23 protein-coding genes are annotated in these 22,990 nt (G+C 53.8%); 9 read left to right on the forward strand and 14 right to left on the reverse strand.

Annotated features, from left to right (window positions below):
- The first annotated feature begins 205 nt into the window (after positions 1-205).
- Positions 206-1,741 (forward strand): SpoVR family protein, encoded by a 1,536-nt coding sequence (locus tag ACTJJ1_RS07885; RefSeq protein WP_006325844.1) that lies wholly within the window; start codon positions 206-208, stop codon positions 1,739-1,741.
- Between the two features lie 88 nt (positions 1,742-1,829).
- Here the strand turns inward: ACTJJ1_RS07885 and fadR are convergent, their stop codons facing one another.
- On the reverse strand, positions 1,830-2,549 hold the full coding sequence (fadR, locus tag ACTJJ1_RS07890; RefSeq protein WP_004945449.1) for a fatty acid metabolism transcriptional regulator FadR: 720 nt from the start codon (positions 2,547-2,549) through the stop codon (positions 1,830-1,832).
- Positions 2,550-2,792: 243 nt separating this feature from the next.
- Here fadR and nhaB point away from each other — a divergent pair, with 243 nt between their 5' ends.
- Entirely contained in the window at positions 2,793-4,364 is a 1,572-nt protein-coding gene (gene nhaB, locus ACTJJ1_RS07895; RefSeq protein WP_122289101.1) for a sodium/proton antiporter NhaB, read from the forward strand.
- A gap of 123 nt (positions 4,365-4,487) precedes the next feature.
- On the forward strand, positions 4,488-5,018 hold the full coding sequence (gene dsbB, locus ACTJJ1_RS07900) for a disulfide bond formation protein DsbB (RefSeq protein ID WP_004945454.1): 531 nt from the start codon (positions 4,488-4,490) through the stop codon (positions 5,016-5,018).
- Between the two features lie 511 nt (positions 5,019-5,529).
- Here dsbB and ACTJJ1_RS07905 read toward each other — a convergent pair.
- A complete protein-coding gene (locus tag ACTJJ1_RS07905) occupies positions 5,530-5,976 on the reverse strand; it encodes a YcgN family cysteine cluster protein (protein ID WP_006325851.1) in 447 nt (148 codons plus the stop codon).
- A 407-nt stretch (positions 5,977-6,383) separates the two neighbouring features.
- On the opposite strand from ACTJJ1_RS07905, the gene ACTJJ1_RS07910 reads away from it, so the two are divergent.
- The gene (locus ACTJJ1_RS07910) at positions 6,384-6,632 is read left to right on the forward strand and encodes a CsbD family protein (RefSeq protein WP_004945460.1); all 249 of its coding nucleotides are present in this window, start codon (positions 6,384-6,386) and stop codon (positions 6,630-6,632) included.
- Positions 6,633-6,704: 72 nt separating this feature from the next.
- Here ACTJJ1_RS07910 and ACTJJ1_RS07915 read toward each other — a convergent pair whose 3' ends face one another.
- From ACTJJ1_RS07915 to ACTJJ1_RS07925, 3 genes are all read right to left on the reverse strand, one after another.
- Positions 6,705-7,361 carry a fumarylacetoacetate hydrolase family protein gene (locus tag ACTJJ1_RS07915; protein WP_440833048.1) on the reverse strand — a complete coding sequence of 219 codons (657 nt, stop codon included), beginning with the start codon at positions 7,359-7,361 and terminating at the stop codon, positions 6,705-6,707.
- A gap of 82 nt (positions 7,362-7,443) precedes the next feature.
- A complete protein-coding gene (locus tag ACTJJ1_RS07920) occupies positions 7,444-8,517 on the reverse strand; it encodes a lytic murein transglycosylase (RefSeq protein WP_440833621.1) in 1,074 nt (357 codons plus the stop codon).
- A gap of 62 nt (positions 8,518-8,579) precedes the next feature.
- The gene (locus ACTJJ1_RS07925; RefSeq protein WP_020439176.1) at positions 8,580-8,852 is read right to left on the reverse strand and encodes a YcgL domain-containing protein; all 273 of its coding nucleotides are present in this window, start codon (positions 8,850-8,852) and stop codon (positions 8,580-8,582) included.
- Positions 8,853-8,988: 136 nt separating this feature from the next.
- Between ACTJJ1_RS07925 and minC the strand changes: the two genes are divergently transcribed.
- From minC to minE, 3 genes are read left to right on the forward strand one after another with little or no spacing between them, the layout of a single operon-like run.
- Entirely contained in the window at positions 8,989-9,690 is a 702-nt protein-coding gene (gene minC / locus ACTJJ1_RS07930) for a septum site-determining protein MinC (protein WP_004945469.1), read from the forward strand.
- A 25-nt stretch (positions 9,691-9,715) separates the two neighbouring features.
- On the forward strand, positions 9,716-10,528 hold the full coding sequence (gene minD / locus ACTJJ1_RS07935; RefSeq protein WP_004945470.1) for a septum site-determining protein MinD: 813 nt from the start codon (positions 9,716-9,718) through the stop codon (positions 10,526-10,528).
- A gap of 3 nt (positions 10,529-10,531) precedes the next feature.
- A complete protein-coding gene (gene minE, locus ACTJJ1_RS07940) occupies positions 10,532-10,801 on the forward strand; it encodes a cell division topological specificity factor MinE (protein WP_004945472.1) in 270 nt (89 codons plus the stop codon).
- Between the two features lie 238 nt (positions 10,802-11,039).
- On the opposite strand, the gene rnd is transcribed toward minE, so the two are convergent.
- From rnd to ACTJJ1_RS07965, 5 genes are all read right to left on the reverse strand, one after another.
- Positions 11,040-12,161 (reverse strand): ribonuclease D, encoded by a 1,122-nt coding sequence (gene rnd / locus ACTJJ1_RS07945; RefSeq protein ID WP_006325858.1) that lies wholly within the window; start codon positions 12,159-12,161, stop codon positions 11,040-11,042.
- Positions 12,162-12,250: 89 nt separating this feature from the next.
- Complete coding sequence (fadD, locus tag ACTJJ1_RS07950; protein WP_006325859.1) at positions 12,251-13,939, reverse strand: long-chain-fatty-acid--CoA ligase FadD; 1,689 nt, start codon at positions 13,937-13,939, stop codon at positions 12,251-12,253.
- A gap of 208 nt (positions 13,940-14,147) precedes the next feature.
- On the reverse strand, positions 14,148-14,738 hold the full coding sequence (locus tag ACTJJ1_RS07955; protein ID WP_004945481.1) for a Slp family lipoprotein: 591 nt from the start codon (positions 14,736-14,738) through the stop codon (positions 14,148-14,150).
- A gap of 101 nt (positions 14,739-14,839) precedes the next feature.
- Positions 14,840-15,541 (reverse strand): tRNA (adenosine(37)-N6)-threonylcarbamoyltransferase complex dimerization subunit type 1 TsaB, encoded by a 702-nt coding sequence (gene tsaB, locus ACTJJ1_RS07960; protein WP_440833052.1) that lies wholly within the window; start codon positions 15,539-15,541, stop codon positions 14,840-14,842.
- A 65-nt stretch (positions 15,542-15,606) separates the two neighbouring features.
- A complete protein-coding gene (locus ACTJJ1_RS07965; RefSeq protein ID WP_004945486.1) occupies positions 15,607-17,511 on the reverse strand; it encodes an ATP-dependent DNA helicase in 1,905 nt (634 codons plus the stop codon).
- 181 nt (positions 17,512-17,692) lie between these two features.
- Between ACTJJ1_RS07965 and ACTJJ1_RS07970 the strand changes: the two genes are divergently transcribed.
- Positions 17,693-18,037, forward strand: coding sequence for a RidA family protein (locus tag ACTJJ1_RS07970; RefSeq protein WP_004945489.1), 345 nt, complete (start codon positions 17,693-17,695; stop codon positions 18,035-18,037).
- A 58-nt stretch (positions 18,038-18,095) separates the two neighbouring features.
- On the opposite strand, the gene mdtI is transcribed toward ACTJJ1_RS07970, so the two are convergent.
- The 4 genes from mdtI to zwf form a co-directional block, all read right to left on the reverse strand.
- A complete protein-coding gene (mdtI, locus tag ACTJJ1_RS07975; RefSeq protein ID WP_020453871.1) occupies positions 18,096-18,425 on the reverse strand; it encodes a multidrug/spermidine efflux SMR transporter subunit MdtI in 330 nt (109 codons plus the stop codon).
- A complete protein-coding gene (mdtJ, locus tag ACTJJ1_RS07980; RefSeq protein WP_004945494.1) occupies positions 18,412-18,780 on the reverse strand; it encodes a multidrug/spermidine efflux SMR transporter subunit MdtJ in 369 nt (122 codons plus the stop codon). The genes mdtI and mdtJ overlap by 14 nt, the downstream gene beginning before the upstream one ends.
- Before the next feature lie 551 nt (positions 18,781-19,331).
- Entirely contained in the window at positions 19,332-19,973 is a 642-nt protein-coding gene (locus tag ACTJJ1_RS07985) for a bifunctional 4-hydroxy-2-oxoglutarate aldolase/2-dehydro-3-deoxy-phosphogluconate aldolase (protein ID WP_004945498.1), read from the reverse strand.
- A 154-nt stretch (positions 19,974-20,127) separates the two neighbouring features.
- Positions 20,128-21,603 (reverse strand): glucose-6-phosphate dehydrogenase, encoded by a 1,476-nt coding sequence (gene zwf, locus ACTJJ1_RS07990; protein WP_004945501.1) that lies wholly within the window; start codon positions 21,601-21,603, stop codon positions 20,128-20,130.
- A gap of 395 nt (positions 21,604-21,998) precedes the next feature.
- Between zwf and ACTJJ1_RS07995 the strand changes: the two genes are divergently transcribed.
- Positions 21,999-22,871, forward strand: a complete 873-nt coding sequence (locus tag ACTJJ1_RS07995) for a MurR/RpiR family transcriptional regulator (protein ID WP_006325867.1) — start codon at positions 21,999-22,001, stop codon at positions 22,869-22,871.
- Positions 22,872-22,990 lie beyond the last annotated feature (119 nt).

Here is a 22,990-nt window from a genome sequence, read left to right on the forward strand (position 1 = left end):
TATCGCCATAACCTTTTACCGATGGTCGAGTCTGCCATAGCAGAAAAAACTCAGGGAAAAATCCCCCCGGCTCCCCGTTGTGGAGACGTTGCGGGCAGATCGTTGAATTTTTACGCTTTATATCATTATTCCCTATGCGCAGTTTGAGCTACGATTGATACAGGGTCTGCCGTTCGAGCAAGGTCCGTAATAAGAGGGTGCGCTGATGACTACTTCAACACATGATAAGGTCAAGGAAGATAAGCGTCTGAGCGATGGACCGGACTGGACGTTCGAGTTGCTGCAGGTGTATCTGGAGCACATCGATCGCGTAGCCAAACATTACAAGCTCGACACCTACCCGCATCAGATCGAGGTTATCACCTCAGAGCAGATGATGGACGCCTATTCGAGCGTGGGCATGCCGATTAACTATACCCATTGGTCATTCGGTAAAAAATTCATTGAAACCGAGCAGCGCTATAAGCACGGGCAGCAGGGCCTGGCGTATGAAATCGTTATCAACTCCAACCCCTGCATCGCCTATCTGATGGAAGAAAATACCATCACCATGCAGGCCCTGGTGATGGCGCATGCCTGCTATGGGCACAACTCCTTCTTCAAAAATAATTACCTGTTCCGCAGTTGGACCGACGCCAGTTCGATCGTCGACTACCTGCTGTTCGCCCGCCATTACATCAGCCAATGCGAAGAGCGTTACGGCGTTGAGGAAGTAGAAAAACTCCTCGACTCCTGCCATGCGCTGATGAACTACGGCGTGGATCGTTACAAACGGCCGCAGAAAATTTCGCTGATAGAAGAAAAAGCGCGACAGAAAAGCCGTGAGGAGTACCTGCAAAGCCAGGTAAATACGCTGTGGAAAACCCTGCCGCGTGTCGAACGCGAAGAGGCGCCTGAACAGGCCCGCCGTTATCCGAGCGAACCTCAGGAAAACATTCTCTACTTTATGGAAAAAAATGCGCCACTGCTTGAGCCTTGGCAGCGTGAGGTTCTGCGCATCGTGCGCAAAGTGAGCCAGTATTTTTATCCGCAGAAACAAACCCAGGTGATGAACGAAGGCTGGGCGACATTCTGGCACTATACCATTCTCAATCACCTGTACGACGAAGGCCGGGTCACCGAGCGTTTCATGCTGGAATTCCTGCACAGCCACACTAACGTGGTGTACCAGCCGCCGTACAACAGCCCGTACTACAACGGCATCAACCCTTATGCGCTGGGCTTTGCCATGTTCCAGGACATCAAGCGCATTTGCCAATCGCCGACGGAAGAAGATCGTTACTGGTTCCCGGATATCGCCGGTAAAGACTGGCTGGAGACCTTGCATTTCGCCATGCGCGACTTCAAGGATGAGAGCTTTATCAGCCAGTTCCTGTCACCCAAGATCATGCGTGATTTTCGGCTGTTCACCGTGCTGGATGACGACCGCAATAACTATCTGGAAATTGCGGCTATTCATAATGAAGCCGGTTACCGGGCGATTCGCCAAGAGCTGTCTGCGCAATATAACCTGAGCAACCATGAACCTAACATTCAGATTTGGAATGTGGATTTACGCGGCGATCGTTCGTTGACGCTGCGCTACATCCCGCAAGATCGCGCGCCGCTGGACAAGAGCCGTCGCGAAGTGATGAAACATCTGCATCGCCTGTGGGGCTTCGACATTATTCTGGAACAACAGAACGAAGACGGCAGCGTCGAGTTGTTGGATCGTTGCCCGCCACGCCCGACGCCACTCTAGGTTTACTTGATAACTCTGTTTCCATAATAACGAAGGGGGGCCACTTTCAAGTGGCCCCCCTTTTGCTTCATGCAGAAAACGTGAAGAATCAACGGCGAGCGTCGGTCAGGTCGCTCGGCATGGTGCCTTGCATGCTCTGCCAAATGGCACCGCTGTCTTTACCGTAGTTCCGCACGCAATCCATGACCTGATCGTAGGATTTCTCATGGCACAGAGTCGACAGCTTGCTGTAGAAGGCCAGTGCCAGCTTGCGTGATTCCGGGTTGGAAAAATAGTAACGGCCAACGCGGGTATACAAACCTTTCAGGCCGTTGAAGATCAAACCGTAGATCGGGTTGCCGGAAGCAAACGCCAGACCGCGGAAAATGTCGTAATCCAGCCAGTTGAAGGCATCCGCCTGATCTTCCACTTGGGCAGCTTTAGCCAGCACTTCCAGAGCCTGCTCTGGATGATTACGCACTGCGGCGCGAATAAAGATCGAGGCGATATTGGTGCGCACCGACAACAAATTGTCAATCAATTGCGGGACGCTTTTATGATCGAGGCGCGCCAGGGTCTCAAGAATATTGAGGCCGGATGTTTCCCAGAAATTGTTTACTTTGGTCGGTTTGCCATGCTGAATGGTCAGCCAGCCATCACGGGCCAGGCGTTGTAAAACTTCACGTAACGTGGTGCGCGTGACGCCAATCAGTTCCGAAAGCTCACGCTCCGCGGGCAAAATAGAGCCAGGGGGGAAGCGATTATTCCAGATACTCTCGATAATGTATTCTTCCGCGAAACCGGCAGGGCTCTGCGCCTTTATGACCATGTTTTTGACGTTCCGTTGCGACGATAATCAGTAATAGTAATCGGCTGATCATACCAGATCGCACCAGCATGACATAGCGTGAGCGAAAAACATTAAACGAAAGTGTGCATAAAGTGGCAAAAATTGTGCGAAAACACCGCTTCGCAGAAATTTCTCTTCGTAAAGCAAGGCCCTATTGTCTCCGCCCCTGCGACATTGTTAGGGTAATATGCAACCACTTATTTTCAGGACAAGTCACGCACAATGGAAACAACCTTACGCAGTGCTCTGGTGAAGAACTTTCTCGGGCAATCACCTGACTGGTATAAATTGACCCTCGTCATTTTCTTATTGGTCAACCCACTGGTTTTCTTCCTGGTCGATCCCTTTATCGCCGGTTGGCTGTTGGTGGTCGAGTTTATCTTCACCCTGGCTATGGCGCTGAAGTGTTACCCCCTGTTGCCGGGCGGCCTGCTGGCGATTGAAGCGGTGCTGATTGGCATGACCAGCCCCGCTCGCGTGGGCGAAGAAATTGCCCATAATCTGGACGTGGTGCTGCTGTTGATCTTTATGGTAGCCGGCATCTACTTTATGAAGCAGTTACTGCTGTTCGTGTTTACCAAGCTGCTGCTCAATATTCACTCTAAAATGCTGCTTTCGCTGGCGTTCTGCCTGGCCGCAGCGCTGCTGTCCGCCTTCCTCGATGCGCTGACGGTGGTCGCTGTGGTGATCAGCGTCGCCACCGGGTTTTACTCGATCTACCACAATGTGGCGTCTAACCGCTCAGATGGCCATACCGACGTCGGTGACGACAGTGAACTGGCGAGCGACGATCACAAGCAAACGCTGGAGCAGTTCCGCGCCTTCTTGCGCAGCTTGCTGATGCACGCCGGCGTCGGCACCGCACTGGGCGGCGTAATGACCATGGTGGGTGAGCCGCAGAACCTGATTATCGCGAAAAGCGCCGGCTGGGGGTTTGCCGAGTTCTTCTTGCGAATGGCTCCGGTTACCTTGCCGGTGATGGTTTGCGGCCTGCTGCTCTGTCTGCTGCTCGAACGCTTTGGCGTTTTCGGTTACGGCGCCAAACTGCCGGAACGGGTGCGCGAGGTGCTGAAAGAGTTTGACCGCCAGGCCACAGCAGGACGCAGCAAGCAGGAACAGGTCAAACTGGTGGTCCAGGCGCTGATCGGCATTTGGCTGGTTATAGCCTTGGCCTTTCACCTTGCGGAAGTTGGCCTGATCGGTTTGTCGGTGATCATTCTCGCTACCTCCCTGTGCGGCGTAACCGACGAGCACGCTATCGGCAAGGCTTTCCAGGAAGCGCTGCCCTTTACCGCCCTGTTGACGGTATTTTTCACCGTGGTCGCAGTGATCATCGAACAACATCTGTTCAGCCCGATCATCCAGTTTGTCCTGCAAGCGGAACCCTCTTCGCAGTTGGCGCTGTTTTATCTGTTTAACGGCCTGCTGTCGTCAGTCTCCGACAATGTCTTCGTCGGCACGGTTTACATCAATGAGGCGCGCGCCGCATTCAACAGCGGAGCAATATCCCTGAAGCAATTCGAAATGTTGGCAGTCGCCATCAATACAGGAACCAACCTGCCTTCGGTCGCCACGCCGAATGGTCAGGCGGCATTCTTGTTCCTGCTGACGTCTGCACTGGCGCCGTTGGTGCGTTTGTCCTATGGACGAATGGTGTGGATGGCTTTGCCCTATACTGTGGTATTAACCTTGGTTGGGCTGCTGTGCGTACAGTTTGCTCTGGCGCCGATGACAGAGCTGTTAACCCAGTGGCACTGGCTGACGTTGCCTTCAATCGAAACCGCTGCGCATTGAAGTGCTAACCCACTCTGCTGTCGGCGACTATTTTTGTGCTGAATCCGGCCCAGGTGGCTGGCAGCGGGGTTGAATTGGTTTACACTGCCGGTTCAATTGCTTACTGCATGGAAGAATAAATATATGTTGCAATTCTTTAACCGTTGCTCGCAGGGGCGCGGTGCTTGGCTGCTAATGGCCCTGACTGCGCTGGCGCTGGAATTAGTAGCGCTCTACTTTCAGCACGTAATGCTGCTGCAACCCTGTGTAATGTGCATCTATGAACGCTGCGCGCTGTTTGGCATTCTGGGCGCCTCGCTGGTCGGTGCTATCGCGCCGAAAACGCCGCTGCGCTATGTCGCTATCCTGCTGTGGATTTACAGTGCCTGGGAAGGCTTACAGCTGGCATGGAAGCACACCATGATCCAACTGCATCCTTCGCCGTTTAATACCTGTGATTTCTTCGTCAGCTTCCCGTCCTGGCTGCCACTGGATAAATGGCTGCCGGCGGTATTTCACGCTTCCGGCGACTGTTCAGTGCGCCAATGGCAGTTCCTGTCGCTGGAAATGCCACAGTGGCTGGTAGGTATCTTTGCGGCCTATCTGCTGATCGCCATCGTCGTGTTGATCGCTCAGTTTGTTCGCCCGCGTCGTCGTGACCTGTTCGGTCGCTAAGCGCAGCATTACGACATAATGAAAACGGCGCCTCAGGGCGCCGTTTTGCATGGGGTTGCTTGTGATTTTCAGAGATAACCCGACGTCAAGTATGCGTAAGGTAATAAACGAGCACTATCAGTACGCCAGCCACTGCAAACAGCCGTATCATTTTCATTATTGTACTCTCGAAACCAGGCGGGAGAGCGGCCAAAGTACCTAATATCATGACGATAAAGAAGCGCCCTGGCTGGATTTAGCAGGTAATTTACATAACATTAAGTTTGAACGGCATGGCACGTTAATCGCAGGGGGAATGTATTACCCGATCGTCCCTAAGGTCGAGAAGCAAAGAGCGGTGATTTTGCACTCATTAAGTTCATACAAAAAAACTCATCATAGTGATGCATTATTGCATCAATATTTTGATGAACTTCTGTCAAAAAATCCTTATAGTAACCGCAAGTTGTATCCCGATTTCCCTGGTGTTGTTGTGTGTCTTGCCCCTCTCTCTTTGCAGGGGCTTTTTTCCTTATCTTGCCCAACTCGGCTTGTTCAAAATATGGTCCTGCCAGTCCACCACTTCACTCTCGCGCACCGCAATGTGCCGTACCGTAATACGTTCACCGTGCATCGCCGCCTTGGAACCGCTTACCAGCGGGTGCCATGAAAACAGCGGTTTACCCTCGCCAATCAGGCGATACGCACAGGTCGGCGGCAGCCAATCAAACGTGGTGAGATTGTCACGCGTCAGCTTGATGCAGTCTTCTTCCAGCTCGAAGCGGCGTTCATAGTTGCGACACTGACACGACTTAATATTCAACTGGTTGCAGGCTACGTTGGTGAAATAAATCTCGTCGGTATCTTCGTCGATCAGCTTATTCAGACAGCACTGCCCACAACCGTCGCACAGCGATTCCCACTCTTGTTCTGACATTTCCGCCAGCGTTTTTTGTTGCCAAAAAGGGATTTGTGACATGTTCGCGTCCGGTATAGGTAAATGAATAGATAACCTGCGTACAGGTTTTGAGGGTGCACTATATAGATATCAGAGCCAATTGGAAAGGCCGAAAATACAATATAATCATAATGATAACCATAATGCCGCTTAAAAAAAACGCTATTTAAAACAATAACGTCCACCATTGAGCAACAAGAATATCATGGTGTTACCGGTTGTATCCGGTGAATAAAATCACACCCACTGTCCTCAATTATACGTACAAATTACAGGTCCTACACCTTTTGGCGCATCCCGTCTGACGCCATCGGCCTTCCGCTCGACAATGTTCGGATTCATCTCATTAAGCACGTTATGCCGCCTGGAACGGAATAATGCTGCTATGTTTAATGTTCGCCTTTAGAACAGAAGATAAGGAGCTAAACATGTTTGGAAAAGCAGAAGACAAGGTCAATGAAGCTGCTGGCGCTGTTCAGGAAGCCTTCGGTGAGGCAACAGATTCGCCGGAGCATCAGGTCAAAGGCGCGGCCCGCAAGTACGCCTCTCAGGCCAGCTATGCGGCTCGCGACGCGGCAGACACGGTGCGAACCCAGGTTGAGTCCAACCCGCTTGCCGGCGTAGCTATCGCCGCAGCCGTAGGTATCGTTTTCGGTTTTTTGTTGGGCCGTAAATAATCCGGTGCCAGAGCGGCAACAGACAGACAAAAGGCCCTTTCGGGCCTTTTTAATTTTGTGCCGCCGGCGATTTTAAATCACGCGGGTGCTCAGTGATTTACCGTTAAGGGTAATCTTCAACATATCGCCAGAGCTCATCGGACCGACGCCCTGTGGCGTGCCGGTAAGAATGATGTCGCCCGCGCGCAGCGTGAAGAAACGGCTCATATAGCTGATCAGCGGCAAAATCGGCGTAATCATATCGCGGGTGTTACCCTGCTGACGCAGTTGGTCATTCACCGTCAGCGACAGCTCGGCATTTTGCGGATCGCCAAACTCCGCTACCGGAATAAAACCGGAGATCGGGCATGAACCGTCAAAACCCTTGGCTTTTTCCCAGGGTTGCCCGACCTTCTTGAAACCCGCCTGCAATTCGCGCAGCGTCAGATCGAGTGCCACGCCATAACCGGCGATAGCACGCGCTACGCGATCTTCATTCGCCTGCTTTAACGGCGTACCGATAAGTACGGCCAACTCCACTTCATGGTGCACCGACCCGAACTCTTTGGGGATAGCCACCGGCTGGCGAATGTCGCACAGCGCTGTTTCAGGCTTGATAAACACTACCGGCTCTGCCGAGGCCGCACTGCCCATTTCCTTAATGTGATCGGCGTAGTTACTGCCGACGCAGACCACCTTATTAACCGGGAAATCAAGTAGTGAACCCTGCCAGTCTCTATGTTGATACATACCGCCTCTCCCTACAATCATGTAGGGGCTTAGCATGCTAAGCCCGTTATTCCACGCTCTGGTGGGGTACCGTAGCGCTAATTTATTGCCCGATACCGTCAGCCATCATACCCACAGCTATCGCAAAATAGTAAGAGCGATTCCAGTGCATGATGGTCCGGAAATTATCATAAACCAGAAACGCGCGGCCCTGCATATCATCGGGTGTGATAACCCAACTGCGCAGGGTTGAGTGCGGAAGTGCTGAACCGTCAGGCCGCCTTACACCGCGTTTTTGCCATTCGTTTACGCTGCGAGCCTGACGATCTTTCAACCCCAGGCTATCGGTGCCAAAACCCGCCGGCAGCGTCACTTCCCTGCCCCAACCAATGCCCCGTTGCCAGCCCTCACTCGCCAAATAGTTGGCGGTGGAAGCAAACACGTCGTCAGGGTTGTTCCAGATATCGATACGGCCATCGCCGTCGCCATCCGCCGCATAGCTCAGGAACGAGGTCGGCATAAACTGGCATTGGCCCATCGCGCCGGCCCAGGACCCCTTTAGCTGGGTACTGCCGACCCGGCCCTGTTCCACGATCTGCAGCGCCGCCATCACTTGTTGGGTGAAGAAGGCTTCACGCCGGCCTTCAAACGCCAAGGTGGCAAGCGCCGAAATAACATCTTCACGCCCCTGAATCTTGCCGAAGGCGCTTTCCATTCCCCACAACGCCACGATATAACGCCCCGGAACGCCATAACGCGCGGTGACGCGGGTCAGTTGCGAGCGATATTGCCGGGACAACGTCCGGCCCTGCTCGATTTTGACGGGTGGCAGTACGCGTTTGAGATAATCATCCAGCGTGATTTTCTTTTCCGGCTGATTACGATCGGCCTTGATGACACGGTCAACAAAATGCGCGTTGGCGAAGGCGTTATCGATGGTTGCCTGACTAATCCCCTGCGCCAACGCCTGGCGTTTCAGTTGCTCTACATAAGCCGGGAATTGCGCAGGATCGCGGCCAGTTTCAGCCAATGTGGCCACAGTAGCGGTCGTTGTCGGCGCAGGCGCACCCGACGGGGCTGACTCTTCCAGAGCAGCGGCCTGCGCAGCTGTCTGCTGACAGACGCCGCATCCCAGCATCAACAGAGTTAACGCCACCGTTATCGCCGACAATTTCATCACACTGTTCCTTAGTCGTTTTGGGGTACTGATTCAGCCAGGCCCCTGCGCGCCAGCAGTGATTATTTTTTGTCCTCTGACAAATGCTGGTTTAATAAATTTTCCACTGGCGGCGGGAATTGCAGATAAAACCCTTCCTCTTTCAAGGCTTCTTTCACTTTCTCAATATCCGCCGAGGCTAACTTTTCCCGTCCTTCGAGGGAAATCACCATCGCCAATTGCGGCGAACCGAAACTTTTCATCAGATCTTCCGGCACTCGGGAGAAATCGTCTTTTTTTTCGACATAAAGATAAGTTTGATCCCGTTTTGGGCTTCTATAGATCACACAAAGCATTTTTTTAACTCTATTTAATTGGGGCAGCGTCTTGCCTGGATATAACTCTGACTATAACATGCTTATAGTACTTCGGAATATCGCACCCCGATTGGTATTCCGGGGATTTAAAGTTGCTGAGACTGAGTCAGGATAGATGTCACAATCGCCAATTGAGCTAAAAGGCAGCAGTTTTACCCTATCGGTTGTTCATTTGCATAATTCGGAACCCGAGGTAATTCGTCAGGCGTTACTGGAAAAAGTGGAGCAAGCGCCCGCTTTTTTGAAAAACGCCCCTGTTGTTATCAACGTTGCAACGCTGAACGGCGATGCAAACTGGAAAGAACTTCAACAGGCTGTCACGGCTGCGGGTCTGCGCGTTGTTGGCATCAGCGGCTGCAGAGATGAGCGTCAGAAACGCGCTATAACCCGTGCCGGGCTGCCGTTACTGAACGAAGGCAAAGGCCAAAAGATGGCCGCCCCGGAGCCGGCCCCTGCGCCTGCCCCGGTGGTGGATATCAACGCCCCTGCCAAAACGCGCATCATCAGCGCCCCGGTCCGTTCCGGCCAACAAATTTATGCCCGCAACTGCGATCTGATCGTGACCAGCAGCGTCAGTGCCGGGGCCGAATTAATTGCCGATGGCAATATTCACATTTACGGCATGATGCGCGGTCGTGCGCTGGCCGGTGCCTCAGGAGATACGCAGTGCCAGATTTTTTGCACGCACCTGGGTGCTGAGCTAGTCTCTATCGCAGGGCAGTACTGGTTGAGCGACCAAATCCCGTCCGATTTTCTCGGGCAGGCAGCACGACTCAGCCTGTTGGATAACGCTTTAACCATACAACCTTTAAATTAAGCCCTTTTGACAAGGAATCCATTTCATGGCACGCATTATTGTTGTTACATCGGGTAAAGGGGGCGTTGGCAAGACCACTTCAAGCGCGGCCATCGCTACCGGCTTAGCCCAAAAAGGTAAGAAAACCGTAGTGATCGATTTCGATATCGGCCTGCGGAACCTTGACCTGATCATGGGCTGCGAACGCCGGGTGGTGTACGATTTCGTCAACGTGATTCAGGGCGATGCCACGCTGAATCAGGCGTTAATCAAAGACAAACGCACTGATAACCTTTATATCCTGCCAGCGTCGCAAACCCGCGACAAAGACGCACTGACCCGCGAAGGCGTCGAGAAAATCCTCAACGATCTGGGTGAGATGAATTTTGATTTCGTGGTCTGTGACTCACCTGCCGGCATCGAAACCGGTGCGCTGATGGCGTTGTACTTCGCCGATGAAGCCGTGATCACCACTAACCCGGAAGTCTCCTCGGTGCGTGACTCTGACCGTATTCTGGGCATCCTGTCTTCCAAATCGCGTCGCGCCGAGAAAGGCGAAGCACCCATTAAGGAACACCTGCTGCTCACCCGTTACAACCCGGGTCGCGTCAGCCGTGGCGACATGTTGAGTATGGAAGACGTACTGGAAATTCTGCGCATTCCATTGGTCGGCGTTATCCCTGAAGACCAGTCCGTGCTGCGTGCGTCTAACCAGGGCGAGCCTGTTATTCTTGATGTCGAGTCTGATGCCGGTAAGGCCTATGACGATACCGTTAGCCGCTTGTTAGGAGAAGAACGCCCCTTCCGCTTCATTGAAGAAGAGAAGAAGGGCTTCCTGAAACGCCTTTTTGGGGGATAAACCATGGCATTACTAGACTTCTTTCTGTCCCGCAAAAAACCGACAGCCAATATAGCCAAGGAACGGCTGCAAATTATCGTCGCAGAGCGTCGTCGTGGGGACAGTGAGCCCCATTATCTGCCTGATTTAAAACGCGATATTCTGGCGGTAATTTGCAAATACATTCAAATCGACCCTGAAATGCTGCACGTGCAGTTTGAGCAGAAAGGGGATGATATTTCGGTACTTGAACTCAACGTGACATTACCGGAATCGGAAGAAGCAGCTAAATGATTGCGACGCATTAATTACCCCCTGTATATTTTTTACAGGGGGTAACTGTATGCACATCCAGTTATTGAGATAAAAATCACCCATTAACCGTTTTCTCCCTTTGAGATTAATCTCAATTAATCTTGCACCGCAGCTGTTTAAAGTAAAGGATGGCGATAAAAGTATTTTCTTCGGCTATTCCTAATAAATAACCAGAGCAGCGTTTCCTTACCCTGCCCTCTGCTTTTCTACCAATCGATTAATAATTTTTCAGAATGTCCTGAAGTGGCGTCGCTAATAAATCACCGCGCCAACCGCTGACTAATTCCGGCAGGCTATCACCGCTTTTCAATTTCCAATGCCAATTCAGCAGTTGGTTAATCTGCCGACGCGATGCCAGCAATTCACTGCTCAACCCGCTTTGTTCACTGACGATAACGATCGCCGCTTTGATATCCTTGAACACTTTCTTATAGCCTGGCTGGTCGATCAGGTTGGACAACGGCTCGGGCAGTGCAGCTTCATCCAGCTCGCCGGCCTCGGCCACCAACGCCAGCAACGTCTTGCCGTGATAACGAATTTCCGGGCCGCTCAGGCCGAGCGAATCCAACTCTCCCAACGAAGTTGGCATATAGCGCGCCACCTGCCAGAGATTTTCCTCGCGTACCACAAAGTTTACCGCCAAATCACGTTCGCGTGCCTGACGCAGTCGCCATTCCGCCAGTTTCTGCAAACAGCCCAGTTGGCGCGGGCGCAGTTGCCAGGCGTTAGTGATTTCACGGTAGGCCAATTCCGGCGCCAGCGACTCGCTGCGGCGCTGACAGAGCAGCAGGCACTCATTGGCGGCGGCGGCAGTCCAACCGGCGTCTTCGGTTTCCTGCACCAGTTGCTTGGCCATCGGCAGCAGGTAGAACACGTCGGCTGCGGCGTATACGCACTGTTTTTCCGTCAGCGGACGCGCCAGCCAATCCGTACGGGATTCACTTTTATCCAGATCTACCTGCATATACTCCGTCACCAGAGTCGCAAAACCACAAGACAGCGGTCGACCGGTAAAGGCTGCCAGGATCTGAGTGTCGACCATCGGGGTCGGCAGCGTTTTGAACGCATTCAGGAATACCTCAAGGTCTTCGCTGCCGGCGTGCAGGAATTTCACAATCTGGGTATCGCTCAGCAGATCGATAAACGGCTGCCATTGCTTGATCGGCAAGGGATCGATCAGGGAGAGTTGTTCACCGTCGTATAACTGAATCAGGCCTAACTGCGGATAGTAGGTGCGCGTTCTGACAAATTCGGTGTCCAACGCAATCTGGGCATGGTTTCTTGCCTGCTCGCAGACCTGCTGCAATCCGGCATCGGTAGTGATCAACTGATAGTTCAAAACGTCATTCTCTTGGTCGCTTTCATGATTCAAACACAACAACGCCGGCATTCACCGGCGTCGTTGATCTGTAAGGCGTGGATGATAACCTAGGCGGCATCGGCCGCCCGCGTTTTTTTCTGCTCATCACGCAGTTCTCGCCGCAAAATTTTACCGACGTTAGATTTCGGCAACTCGTCGCGGAACTCAACAATTTTAGGCACTTTATACCCGGTCAGGTACCGGCGGCAATGGGTCAACAGCTCTTCTTTAGTCAGAGAGGCGTCTTTCTTCACCACGCAAATCTTGACCGTTTCACCGGACACGTCATTCGGCACACCAATCGCAGCAGACTCCAGCACCTTCGGATGCTGGCTGACCACGTCTTCGATCTCATTCGGGTAAACGTTAAAACCGGAAACCAGAATCATATCTTTCTTGCGATCGACCACGCGTACAAAGCCCGACTCGTCAACTGTAACGATATCGCCGGTTGCGAGCCAGCCCTCTTTTAACACTTCATCAGTGGCGTCCGGCCGCTGCCAGTAGCCTAACATAACTTGCGGTCCTTTGACCCACAGTTCGCCCGGCTCACCCACCGGCACATCATGGCCATCATCATCCACCAGCCGAATATCGGTGGACGAGACGGGCAGACCGATGCTGCCGCTGTAGTGCGTCAGATCGTGCGGGTTACAGGTAACCAGCGGCGCGCATTCCGTCAGGCCATAACCCTCAAGCAAATGCCTGCCGGTGACCTTCTCCCATTTGTCCGCCACGGCCTTCTGCACCGACATCCCGCCCCCGACCGAGAAACGCAAAGTCGAAAAATCCAGCTTGTGGAAATCTTCATTATTGAGCAACGCATTAAACAGCGTATTGACGCCGCTGATGGCCGTGAATGGGTATTTGGCCAGCTCTTTCACCAGCCCCGGAATATCGCGCGGGTTAGTGATCAGCAAATTGCGACCGCCCAGCTCGAGAAACAGCAGGCAATTCACCGTCAGCGCAAAAATATGGTAGAGCGGCAGCGCGGTGACTATCAGTTCCTGACCATCGCGGAACAGCGGCCCGTAGGCAGCGTTGCACTGCGCCAAATTGGCCTGCATGTTACGGTGCGTCAGCATTGCGCCCTTCGCCACACCGGTGGTACCGCCGGTATATTGCAGAAACGCCAGATCGGAATTGATGATATCGGGTTTGACATACTGCAGGCGGCGCCCGCGTTGCAAGGCGCTACGGAAAGAAATTGCGGCCGGCAGATGGTATTTCGGCACCAGTCGCTTAATGTACTTCACCACAAAGTTGACCAACGTGCCTTTGGCGGTGGAGAGCTGGTCACCCATGCGCGTCAGAATCACATGTTTTACCTGGGTATTGAACACCACTTTTTCCAACGTATGGGCAAAGTTGGAGACGATCACGATAGCGCCGGCGCCACTGTCATTCAGTTGGTGCTCCAGCTCGCGCGGTGTATACAGGGGGTTAACGTTTACCACCACCATGCCGGCGCGCAAAATGCCGAACAGCGCGATCGGATACTGCAACAGGTTTGGCATCATCAGGGCAACGCGATCCCCCTTCTTCAAGCCCAACTCATTTTGCAGGTAAGCGGCAAAGGCCCGGCTGCGTTCCTCCAGCTTACGGAAGGTCATCATCTCGCCCATGTTGATGAAAGCGGGTTGATCGGCATAGCGCTGAACCGCATTTTCAAACATTTCGACCAAAGATGAATAATGATCGGCGTCGATCTCTGCCGGAACATCTGCCGGGTAACGTTTTAACCAGACCTTATCCAAGGTATTACTCCTGAAATCATTGCTCATTATCATCGCAGCCCCTAACACGCAGCTAAATCATAACAATATTTTAACTCAGCAGACCAGTTTGGGTTTTAAACATTATTCAGGTTGCGATGTACATCACTAATTGGCGGTATTTCCCTGTGCCAAAAGGAAAAGGCGGCCGGAGCCGCCCTGGTAAAATTAGTTAACTTCAAGCACAACCCTACTCGGTAACGATGGTTTGGATCTGCGTAGGACCAGGATTGTACCAGCCATACCCTACGCCCCACCCCGGGCCCCAGGTGCCGCTGCGCCAGCCCCATGGCCCCATCGGCGCCGGTGGCATCATCACCTGCTGGGTTAAGTGCCAGCGCTTGTAACCGGTAGCGTTCATCGTTACAAACTTGTACGGCGTCATGCCGATTTTGCCTTCTTTCACGCCGGTGATTGGCCCGACAACGGTAACCAACTGCCCCTTAAAATCGACCGGCTCCAGGAAACCGTTGACCGTAGCGAGCAAACGGCCCCGCGATGGCTCGCCCAGAATCGGCCGGGCGCCAGAATCGAGCGGCACCGCCGCGATCTCGAGCACCGTGCGCCCCTGTTCGTTAGCGACGTTCACTACGGTGCCGCCAAAGCGGGCTTCAGCGCCTGCAAACAGGTTCGGCGCATTTTGCACCGAAGACAACTGCTGCACCGGCGTCGCCGTACTGCCTTTGATCGCATCCGGCACGGTTACGCAGCCTGACAACGCCAGCGCGCCACCGGCCATGGCCAGCAGCGACATTTTTTTACTTACAGTGCGGGTTAACATCGTCGCAATCTCCTGAAATGGCTGTAACTTTGACATCAAATCGCTGAGCAAGTTGCAGTTCATTCATAGCCCGGATTCAACCACAGCACAATAGGCTGCCGCTATTCGCGCCCAGGCAGCTTTTTCCAGGTGACTTCGTTGCGCAGGTAAGTCGGTTCGGCATTTTCTACCGCCACCGACAGCCCTTGTTGCCAGGCATGCAGCGCCAGCGGCAACATGTCTTGCGCTTGCGGCAGCAGCATTTGCCCGTCGCGCAGGCACAGGGAAGAGCCTGCAATCAGATCCGGATAGGTTTGCCAGCCGGTGCCCACATGCGCCCAGTTGCCTTGCAGGCCTTGCGCGCGTTCCAGCGCTTGCTGTGGCGAAAGCACCGCTTCACCTTCGCTTTCCAGCCAACTGCCGTCTTGCCGGCGCTCAAACTGCCCCCAGTAGACTTCCCCCATCCGCGCATCAATCGCCGCCAACACCCGGTCTGCACCGGTAATGCGCCAAGCGCCCTGCGCCATGGTTTGCAGCGTAGAGATGCCCAGCATTGGCAACTCGGCCCCCAACGCCAGCCCTTGCGCAATGCCGATACCGATACGTACGCCGGTAAAGCTGCCGGGCCCGCGGCCAAAAGCCAGCGCATCGAGTTGATTAAGGCTTAAACCGGATTCCGCCAGCACTTGCTGCACCATCGGTAAAATGCGTTGCGTATGCTCACGTGGGCACAGCTCAAACAGGGCGTGGATTTCGCCTTGATTCCAGATGGCGACGGAACAGGCTTCCGTCGCCGTATCGATCGCTAAAATTCGCGTGGACATACCAACCTCTGGCGGGAAAAAACAGGGCGCGCATTGTAGCACACCCCCGTGGCTGCGCCTATCCGCTAGCGCTCAGCCTGCAGGAAGGCAATCGCCTGAGCGATATCCCGGGTGCGCGGCGTCGGCGGCAGGCTATTGAGGAACACCTCGCCATAAGGCCGCATCACCAGACGGTTATCGCAGATCACCAGCACGCCGCGATCGTCAGTATCGCGGATCAGGCGTCCGACGCCCTGCTTCAGGGTAATGACCGCATCCGGCAATTGCACGTCGTTGAACGGATCGCCGCCGCGCAGCCGGCAATCTTCAATTCGCGCCTTCAACAGCGGATCGTCGGGCGAGGTAAACGGCAGCTTGTCGATGATCACGCATGACAAAGCGTCACCGCGCACGTCAACCCCTTCCCAGAAACTGCTGGTCGCCACCAACAACGCATTGCCGGCCTCGACAAACTGCGCCAACAGTTGGCCTTTACTGGTTTCCCCTTGCAACAGTACCGGCAGCGTCATGGTGGCGCGGAACTCCTCCGCCAGTTCGCGCATCATCTGGTGCGAAGTGCAAAGGAAGAAACAGCGGCCGTTATTGGCTTCAATCAGCGGCCGCAGCATGCGCGCCAACTGGCGGGCACCGCCGGGTTGATTCGGCGAAGGCAGAAAACGCGGTACGCACAGCAAGGCCTGGTTGGCGTAGTCGAACGGGCTGGCCAACAACAAGGTTTTGGCTTTGGTCAGGCCCAACCGCTCGGTAAAATGCCCCATCTGCTCGTTGACCGACAGCGTTGCCGAGGTAAAAATCCAGCTGCCCGGTTTCTCATCCAGCAGTTCACGAAAACGATCGGCCACCGTCAGCGGCGTCAGCGCCAGCACGAAATGGCGTGAATTGCATTCATACCAGTAACTGAAACCCGGCTCATTGACCTCTTTCAGTCGCTTAAGGCGTGCGCGATACAGCGTGGCACGCTCGAAGGCGGCGTCCAGCAAGGCCGAGCGCCCAAGGGACAGTTTAACCACGTCGTAGCACAGCTCCAACGCGTCATCGAGCAGCAGCAGGGCGCGCTGCACGTTCGGTTGGCCAAGCACGTCGCGCAGGTTGCCGCGAAACCCCGGCTCCCCCAACATCAAACGGAAATCCTGGGTACTCTGGCTGAGGCGATCGGCGCTTTTTTGCAACTGTGCGGCGTCGCGCACTTCGGTGCGGTAGGCAATAGTAATGTCTTTAGCGAGATCCAGCAGTTGGCGGCTGGTCAGTTGCTTGCCGAAATACTGGCTGGCGATGTCGGGGATCTGATGGGCTTCGTCGAAAATCATCACGTCAGCCTCGGGGATTAACTCGGCAAATCCGCCCTCTTTCACCACCATATCCGCCAGAAACAGATGATGGTTCACCACGATAACGTCGGCATCCATGGCACGACGGCGAGCCTTGACCACAAAGCAATCTTTATACAACGGGCAGTCGCTGCCCAGGCAGTTGTCGTTGGTGCTGGTCACCAGCGGCCAGATAAAGCTGTCTTCCGCCACGTCGCTGCAACTGCTGATGTCGCCCTCTTTGGTCAGTGATGACCATTTGCGCAAATGGACCAGATCGATCAGCGTCTGTCCTGCCAGCTCACCGCCGGCCATCGATTGTTGCTCCAGACGCTCCAGACACAGGTAGTTGGAACGCCCTTTCAACAGCGCCATCTTGCCTTTGTACTTGAGCGCTTTGGCGACGGTAGGCAGATCGCGCGCATAAAGCTGGTCCTGCAGGGCTTTTGAACCGGTGGAAATAATCACTTTGCGATCGGCACGCAGCGCCGGCACCAAATAGGCGAAGGTTTTACCGGTACCGGTGCCCGCTTCGACCACCAACTCCTGTTTGAAATTAATGGCCTCGGTGACCGCTTCCGCCATCTGCCGCTGAGCTTCACGCGGTTTGAAACCCTTGATTGCCTGCGCCAGTGCGCCGTCTGTTGCGAAATCGTCCGTCACGCTATCTCTCTGCCAGTGTAATTCAGCGGTGATTATGCCAATCCTGCCGCACGGCTACCACAGACTTTTACCCTATGGCTTGCAAGCCGCACTGCAGCTTGAAAGACGACGGATTTATCGTCACGTATTTCTGCCGACGGCTGTGTTACCCTTAAGGTGATGATGATATGGAGATAACTGAATGAACATCGAACGCATTGATCCCGACCAACGCTGGTCCGAAGCTGTGATCCACAACGACACCGTCTATTACACCAGCGTACCGGAAAATCTGGATGACGACGCCACCGCACAGACGGCAAACACCCTGGCAGCCATTGACGTGCTGCTGGCCCGCGTTGGTTCCGACAAGAGCCGGATATTGGACGCCACTATTTTCCTGGCAGACGCCGCAGATTTCGCCGCGATGAACGCCGCCTGGGATGCCTGGGTGGTTGCTGGCAGCGCACCGGTGCGCTGTACCGTGCAGGCCAAATTGATGAACCCGAAGTACAAGGTTGAAATCAAGATTATCGCCGCGCTGTAAACAAAAAACCGCAGGGAGTGACCCCTGCGGTTTTTATGTTGTCATTCTGCGCACTGAATTAAGCCAGTTTGATAATCACCATTCCCGCCAACAGCAGCGCCAGGCCGATCCAGCCCTTGGCATTCAGTCGTTGGCCGAACAGGATCCAACCGGCGGCGATGGTCGCGGCAATCCCGAACCCGCCCCAGAGCGCATAGGCCACCGACAGATCAATCCCCTTCACTGCCTGCGCCAGCGCACTGAACGCGCCCAGCACCGACAGCAGAGACAACAGACCCATCCATACTTTACGGAAGCCGTCCGACATTTTCAGAAAGATGTTGGCGACAATTTCCAGGACTATCGCCAGTGCCAGGAACCCGATGTGGTACAACTCAAGCTGTTGCATGGTTGTCACCTCGCGGGCTGACCTGTTTTCGTACTTTGCGGGTACCGGACTTCACCAGCATGATGCCGGCAATCAGCGTCACCAGACCCAACACTTTCAACGCAGAGATCGGCTCATCAAACCACAACACGCTGAACAGCGTAATAAACAAGATACCGATGCCTTCCCACAGCGCATAAGCCACGCCAAGGGCGACGCGTTTTATCGCCAGCGACAGCATTACGTAAGAAGCGGTGATCATCACATACATCACGATATGCCCGGTCATGCCGCCGCTGATACTGGCGTATTTCATTGACAGAGTACCGATAATTTCGGCCACGATAGCCAAACCTAAAAAGATCCAATAAATCATAATTTTTCTCCCAAACGGCGAATAACGCACGCTAAGGCGTATTTATCCCGATTTATCTCGTCGGACAGGCGCAATAAGGCGCTGACGACGCAGAGATCCCTGGGGATAAACTGACCCAAACGTAATAAAAATGTTTGCCCGGCTACGCGGAATGACGAAGGACTGAGCCTGTCACCAGCACCGGTTAAGGGAGAAAGACGCTATAGCTCGCTGCACCAGTGATGCTCACTGGCAAGGATGGCAGACAGGAAAAGCTGGCAAGTAGAGGTTCTGAGGGTGGTTCCGTTAAGTTTCATCATAATTATTCTCTATTCTCAGCCGCACACCGTGCGATTTGCCCAATATCCTCATAAAATTAAAATTTTCAACTGCGATATTTGTACCATAGCCAAAATAAGAAAGCAAACTGCCGTTTTCACAAAAAGCAGAAAAAAACGGGTTAAAAATAAGAAAGTTAAGCATTTTAAAAATAAAAAAAGGTTCAACGAACCGTTGAACCTTGATGATTTCAGGGGTGGGCAAACTATCGCCAAACCCAGGCTCTGCGCGGGTTACAACGCAGCGCCCTTGACGGCGCTGCGCGCCAGCTCGCTGATGCGTTCGTAGTCGCCGCTCTCCAACGCGTCGGCCGGCACCAGCCAGGATCCACCGATGCACAGCACGCTTTTCAGCGCCAGGTAATCTCGGTAGTTATTCGGGGTGATGCCACCGGTCGGACAAAAACGCACCTGCGGGAATGGGCCGCCGATAGCCTGCAACGCTTTTACGCCGCCGTTGGCTTCTGCCGGGAAGAACTTGAACTCGCGCAGGCCGTAATCCATGCCCAGCATCAGCTCTGAAACGGTACTGATGCCCGGAATTAACGGAATAGTCCCTGCGGTAGCGGCTTTCAGCAACGCCTCGGTCAGGCCTGGGCTGATAGCGAATTGCGCACCGGCCTCGGTCACTTCTTGCAACTGTTGGGGATTAATTACCGTACCTGCGCCGATAATCGCCTCCGGCACCTCTTTGGCAATGGCGCGGATCGCCTCCATGGCGCAGGCGGTACGTAACGTCACCTCCAACACGCGAACGCCACCGGCGACCAGCGCCCTGGCCAGCGGCACCGCATGTTCCAGTTTATTGATCACAATGACCGGAACCACCGGGCCCGCCGTCAGGATCTGTTCTGCGCTGGTTTTCCAGTTTTTCATTATTACGTCTCCACTACTTACGGTTTATAAATGGCACGCCCCTGCCACAGGGCTCCGCAAGTGTATGCGGACGTCCGGCCGTACCCTAAGTGAGGTTGCTATCCCGCGTTCTGCGGGCAAAAAAATGCCGGCAGATAAGCTGCCGGCGGCGTCGTTACTCGAACTCGTTCCAGGAACGGCCATCGCGGGTGATCATCGCGACCGAGGCTACCGGGCCCCAGGTGCCGGACTGGTAAGGCTTCGGCGCTTCGTTGTCCGCTTTCCATGCGTCCATGATGGAGTCTACCCATTTCCAGGCCTCTTCCACCTCGTCACGGCGCACGAACAGCGCCTGAATGCCGCGCATGGTCTCCAGCAACAAACGCTCGTAGGCGTCTGCCACGTGTTCCTGGTTAAAGGTTTCCGAGAAACTCAGATCCAGCTTGGTGGTTTGCAGGCGGTGCTTGTGATCCAACCCCGGCACCTTGTTCAGTACCTGGATCTCGATACCTTCATCCGGCTGCAGTCGAATGGTCAACTTGTTCTGCGGCAGTTGCTGGTAAGAATCGCTGAACAGGTTCAACGGCGGGTTCTTGAAGTAAACCACCACTTCAGAACATTTGGTCGGCAGGCGTTTACCGGTACGCAGGTAGAACGGCACGCCGGCCCACTGCCAGTTGTCGATATCCACGCGGATAGAAACGAAGGTTTCGGTGTTGCTGCTTTTGTTCGCCCCTTCCTCTTCCAGGTAGCCCGGCACTTTTTTGCCCTGCACAAAACCGGCGGTGTATTGGCCACGCACCGTGGTTTCACGCACGTTGGTCTGATTAATGCGGCGCAGCGAGCGCAGCACCTTCACTTTCTCGTCACGAATGCGATCGGTGGTCAGATCCGCCGGCGGCGACATGGCGATCATGGTCAGAATTTGCAGCAGGTGGTTCTGGATCATGTCGCGCATCTGGCCGGCCTGGTCAAAGTAGCCCCAGCGCCCTTCGATGCCCACCTCTTCCGCCACGGTGATTTGTACGGAATCGATAGTGCGGTTGTCCCAGTTGGAGGCAAACAACGAGTTGGCAAAACGCAGCGCCAACAGGTTCAGTACCGTCTCTTTACCGAGGTAGTGGTCAATACGGTAAACCTGGGACTCGTTGAAGTACTCCGCCACCTGATCGTTGATCACGCGGGAAGACGCCAGATCGGTGCCCAACGGTTTTTCCATTACGACACGCGCCGGGTCGTGATTCAGTTTTGCCTCGCCCAGCCCTTTGCAGATCGCGCCGAAGGTGCTTGGCGGCATGGCGAAGTAGTTGATGGTGGTGCGATGCTTCTGGTCCAGCATTTTACCCAGTTTGGTAAAGTTTTTGCTGTCGTTCACATCCAGGTTGCAGAAATCCAGGCGCGCGCTCAGCGTAGCCCAGAGTTCGTCATCCAGTTTTTCTTTCATAAAGGTGCCAAGCGCTTCCTTGACCACCTTGATATAGGCTTCTTTATCCCACTCGGCACGGCCAACGCCGATAATCCGGGTTTCCGGGTGGATATGGCCGGCTTTTTCTAACTGGTACAGGGAAGGCAGCAGCTTACGACGCGCCAAATCGCCTTTCGCGCCGAAAATAACCAGGTCACACGCCTGGGCTGTAGAGGTTACCGCCATGTTCATCTCCTCGTTGCAGGATATTTGTAATTTTCTTACATTACTAATGTACTCTCTTTGACTACGGCCAGTAAACCCGGATCAAAAGCAGAAAAAAAGCCCCAGAAACTCCAGTGTTAAGTGCGATCGGGCGTAAACGCCGCTGACGAAACTAAAAACTGTAATTTTCTGTCTTTTTTGACGCTCTTTTACCATTATGAAAGTTAGACACAGGTCATGTTCTGATGAAAAAAGTCTGCATACCCTCTGTCGAGACTGCCAACGGTTACCGGCACGTAGTATATTTTCATTAAACCGGCATTGATTTCTCCTTTGATTGAAATCGACATATCCGATGGATTCCAAGTGGCAGCTTGAAAGACTGCGGGTATAAAACCATGAGTGACTCTCGTTATATGAATACGCTGGAAAAAATCCAGAGCCATCTGGAGCTCCTGAGCAAATCTGAAAGGAAAGTCGCCGAGGTGATCCTGGCCTCCCCACAAACCGCCATTCACTCCAGTATCGCCACGCTGGCCAAGATGGCGGACGTCAGCGAACCCACCGTCAACCGTTTTTGTCGCCGTCTCGATACCAAGGGCTTCCCCGATTTTAAGCTGCATCTGGCGCAAAGCCTGGCCAACGGCACCCCGTACGTAAATCGTAACGTGGAGGAAGATGACAGTGTGGACTCCTACACCGGTAAAATATTCGAATCGGTGATGGCCTGCCTGGATACAGTAAAGGCAAATTTGGATATTGCCGCAATCAATCGTGCGGTTGACCTGCTTACGCAGGCAAAAAAGATCTCTTTCTTTGGTTTAGGCGCGTCGGCGGCAGTCGCCCACGACGCGATGAACAAATTTTTCCGTTTTAATATCCCGGTGGTCTACTTCGATGACATCGTCATGCAACGCATGGGATGCATGAACTCCAGCGAAGGCGACGTGGTGGTATTAATTTCCCATACCGGCCGCACCAAAAACCTGGTTGAAATGGCGCAACTGGCGCGCGAAAACGACGCCACGGTGATCGCCATCACCTCACGCGATACCCCCCTCGCCCATGCGGCGACGCTGTCTCTGTTGCTCGATGTGCCGGAAGACACAGACGTTTATATGCCGATGGTGTCCCGAATTGCGCAATTAACGCTCATCGACGTTCTGGCTACCGGATTTACCTTGCGCAGAGGGGCTAAATTCAGAGATAACTTGAAGCGGGTCAAGGAAGCATTGAAAGAATCGCGCTTTGATAAGGGTGCAGTTATCCCGAATAATTTCGACTCGTAACCGATGTAAAAAAACCTGCCGAAAAATTTGAACGGCAGTCTTAGAGGCAGTACCTGTAAAACGCTCATGCGGGTAACCCGGGTGAAACATCAGTGTAGTAAAATTACATTTCACTCCTG

The organism is Serratia sp. 22264 (assembly GCF_052045345.1).
Classification (GTDB): domain Bacteria; phylum Pseudomonadota; class Gammaproteobacteria; order Enterobacterales; family Enterobacteriaceae; genus Serratia; species Serratia plymuthica.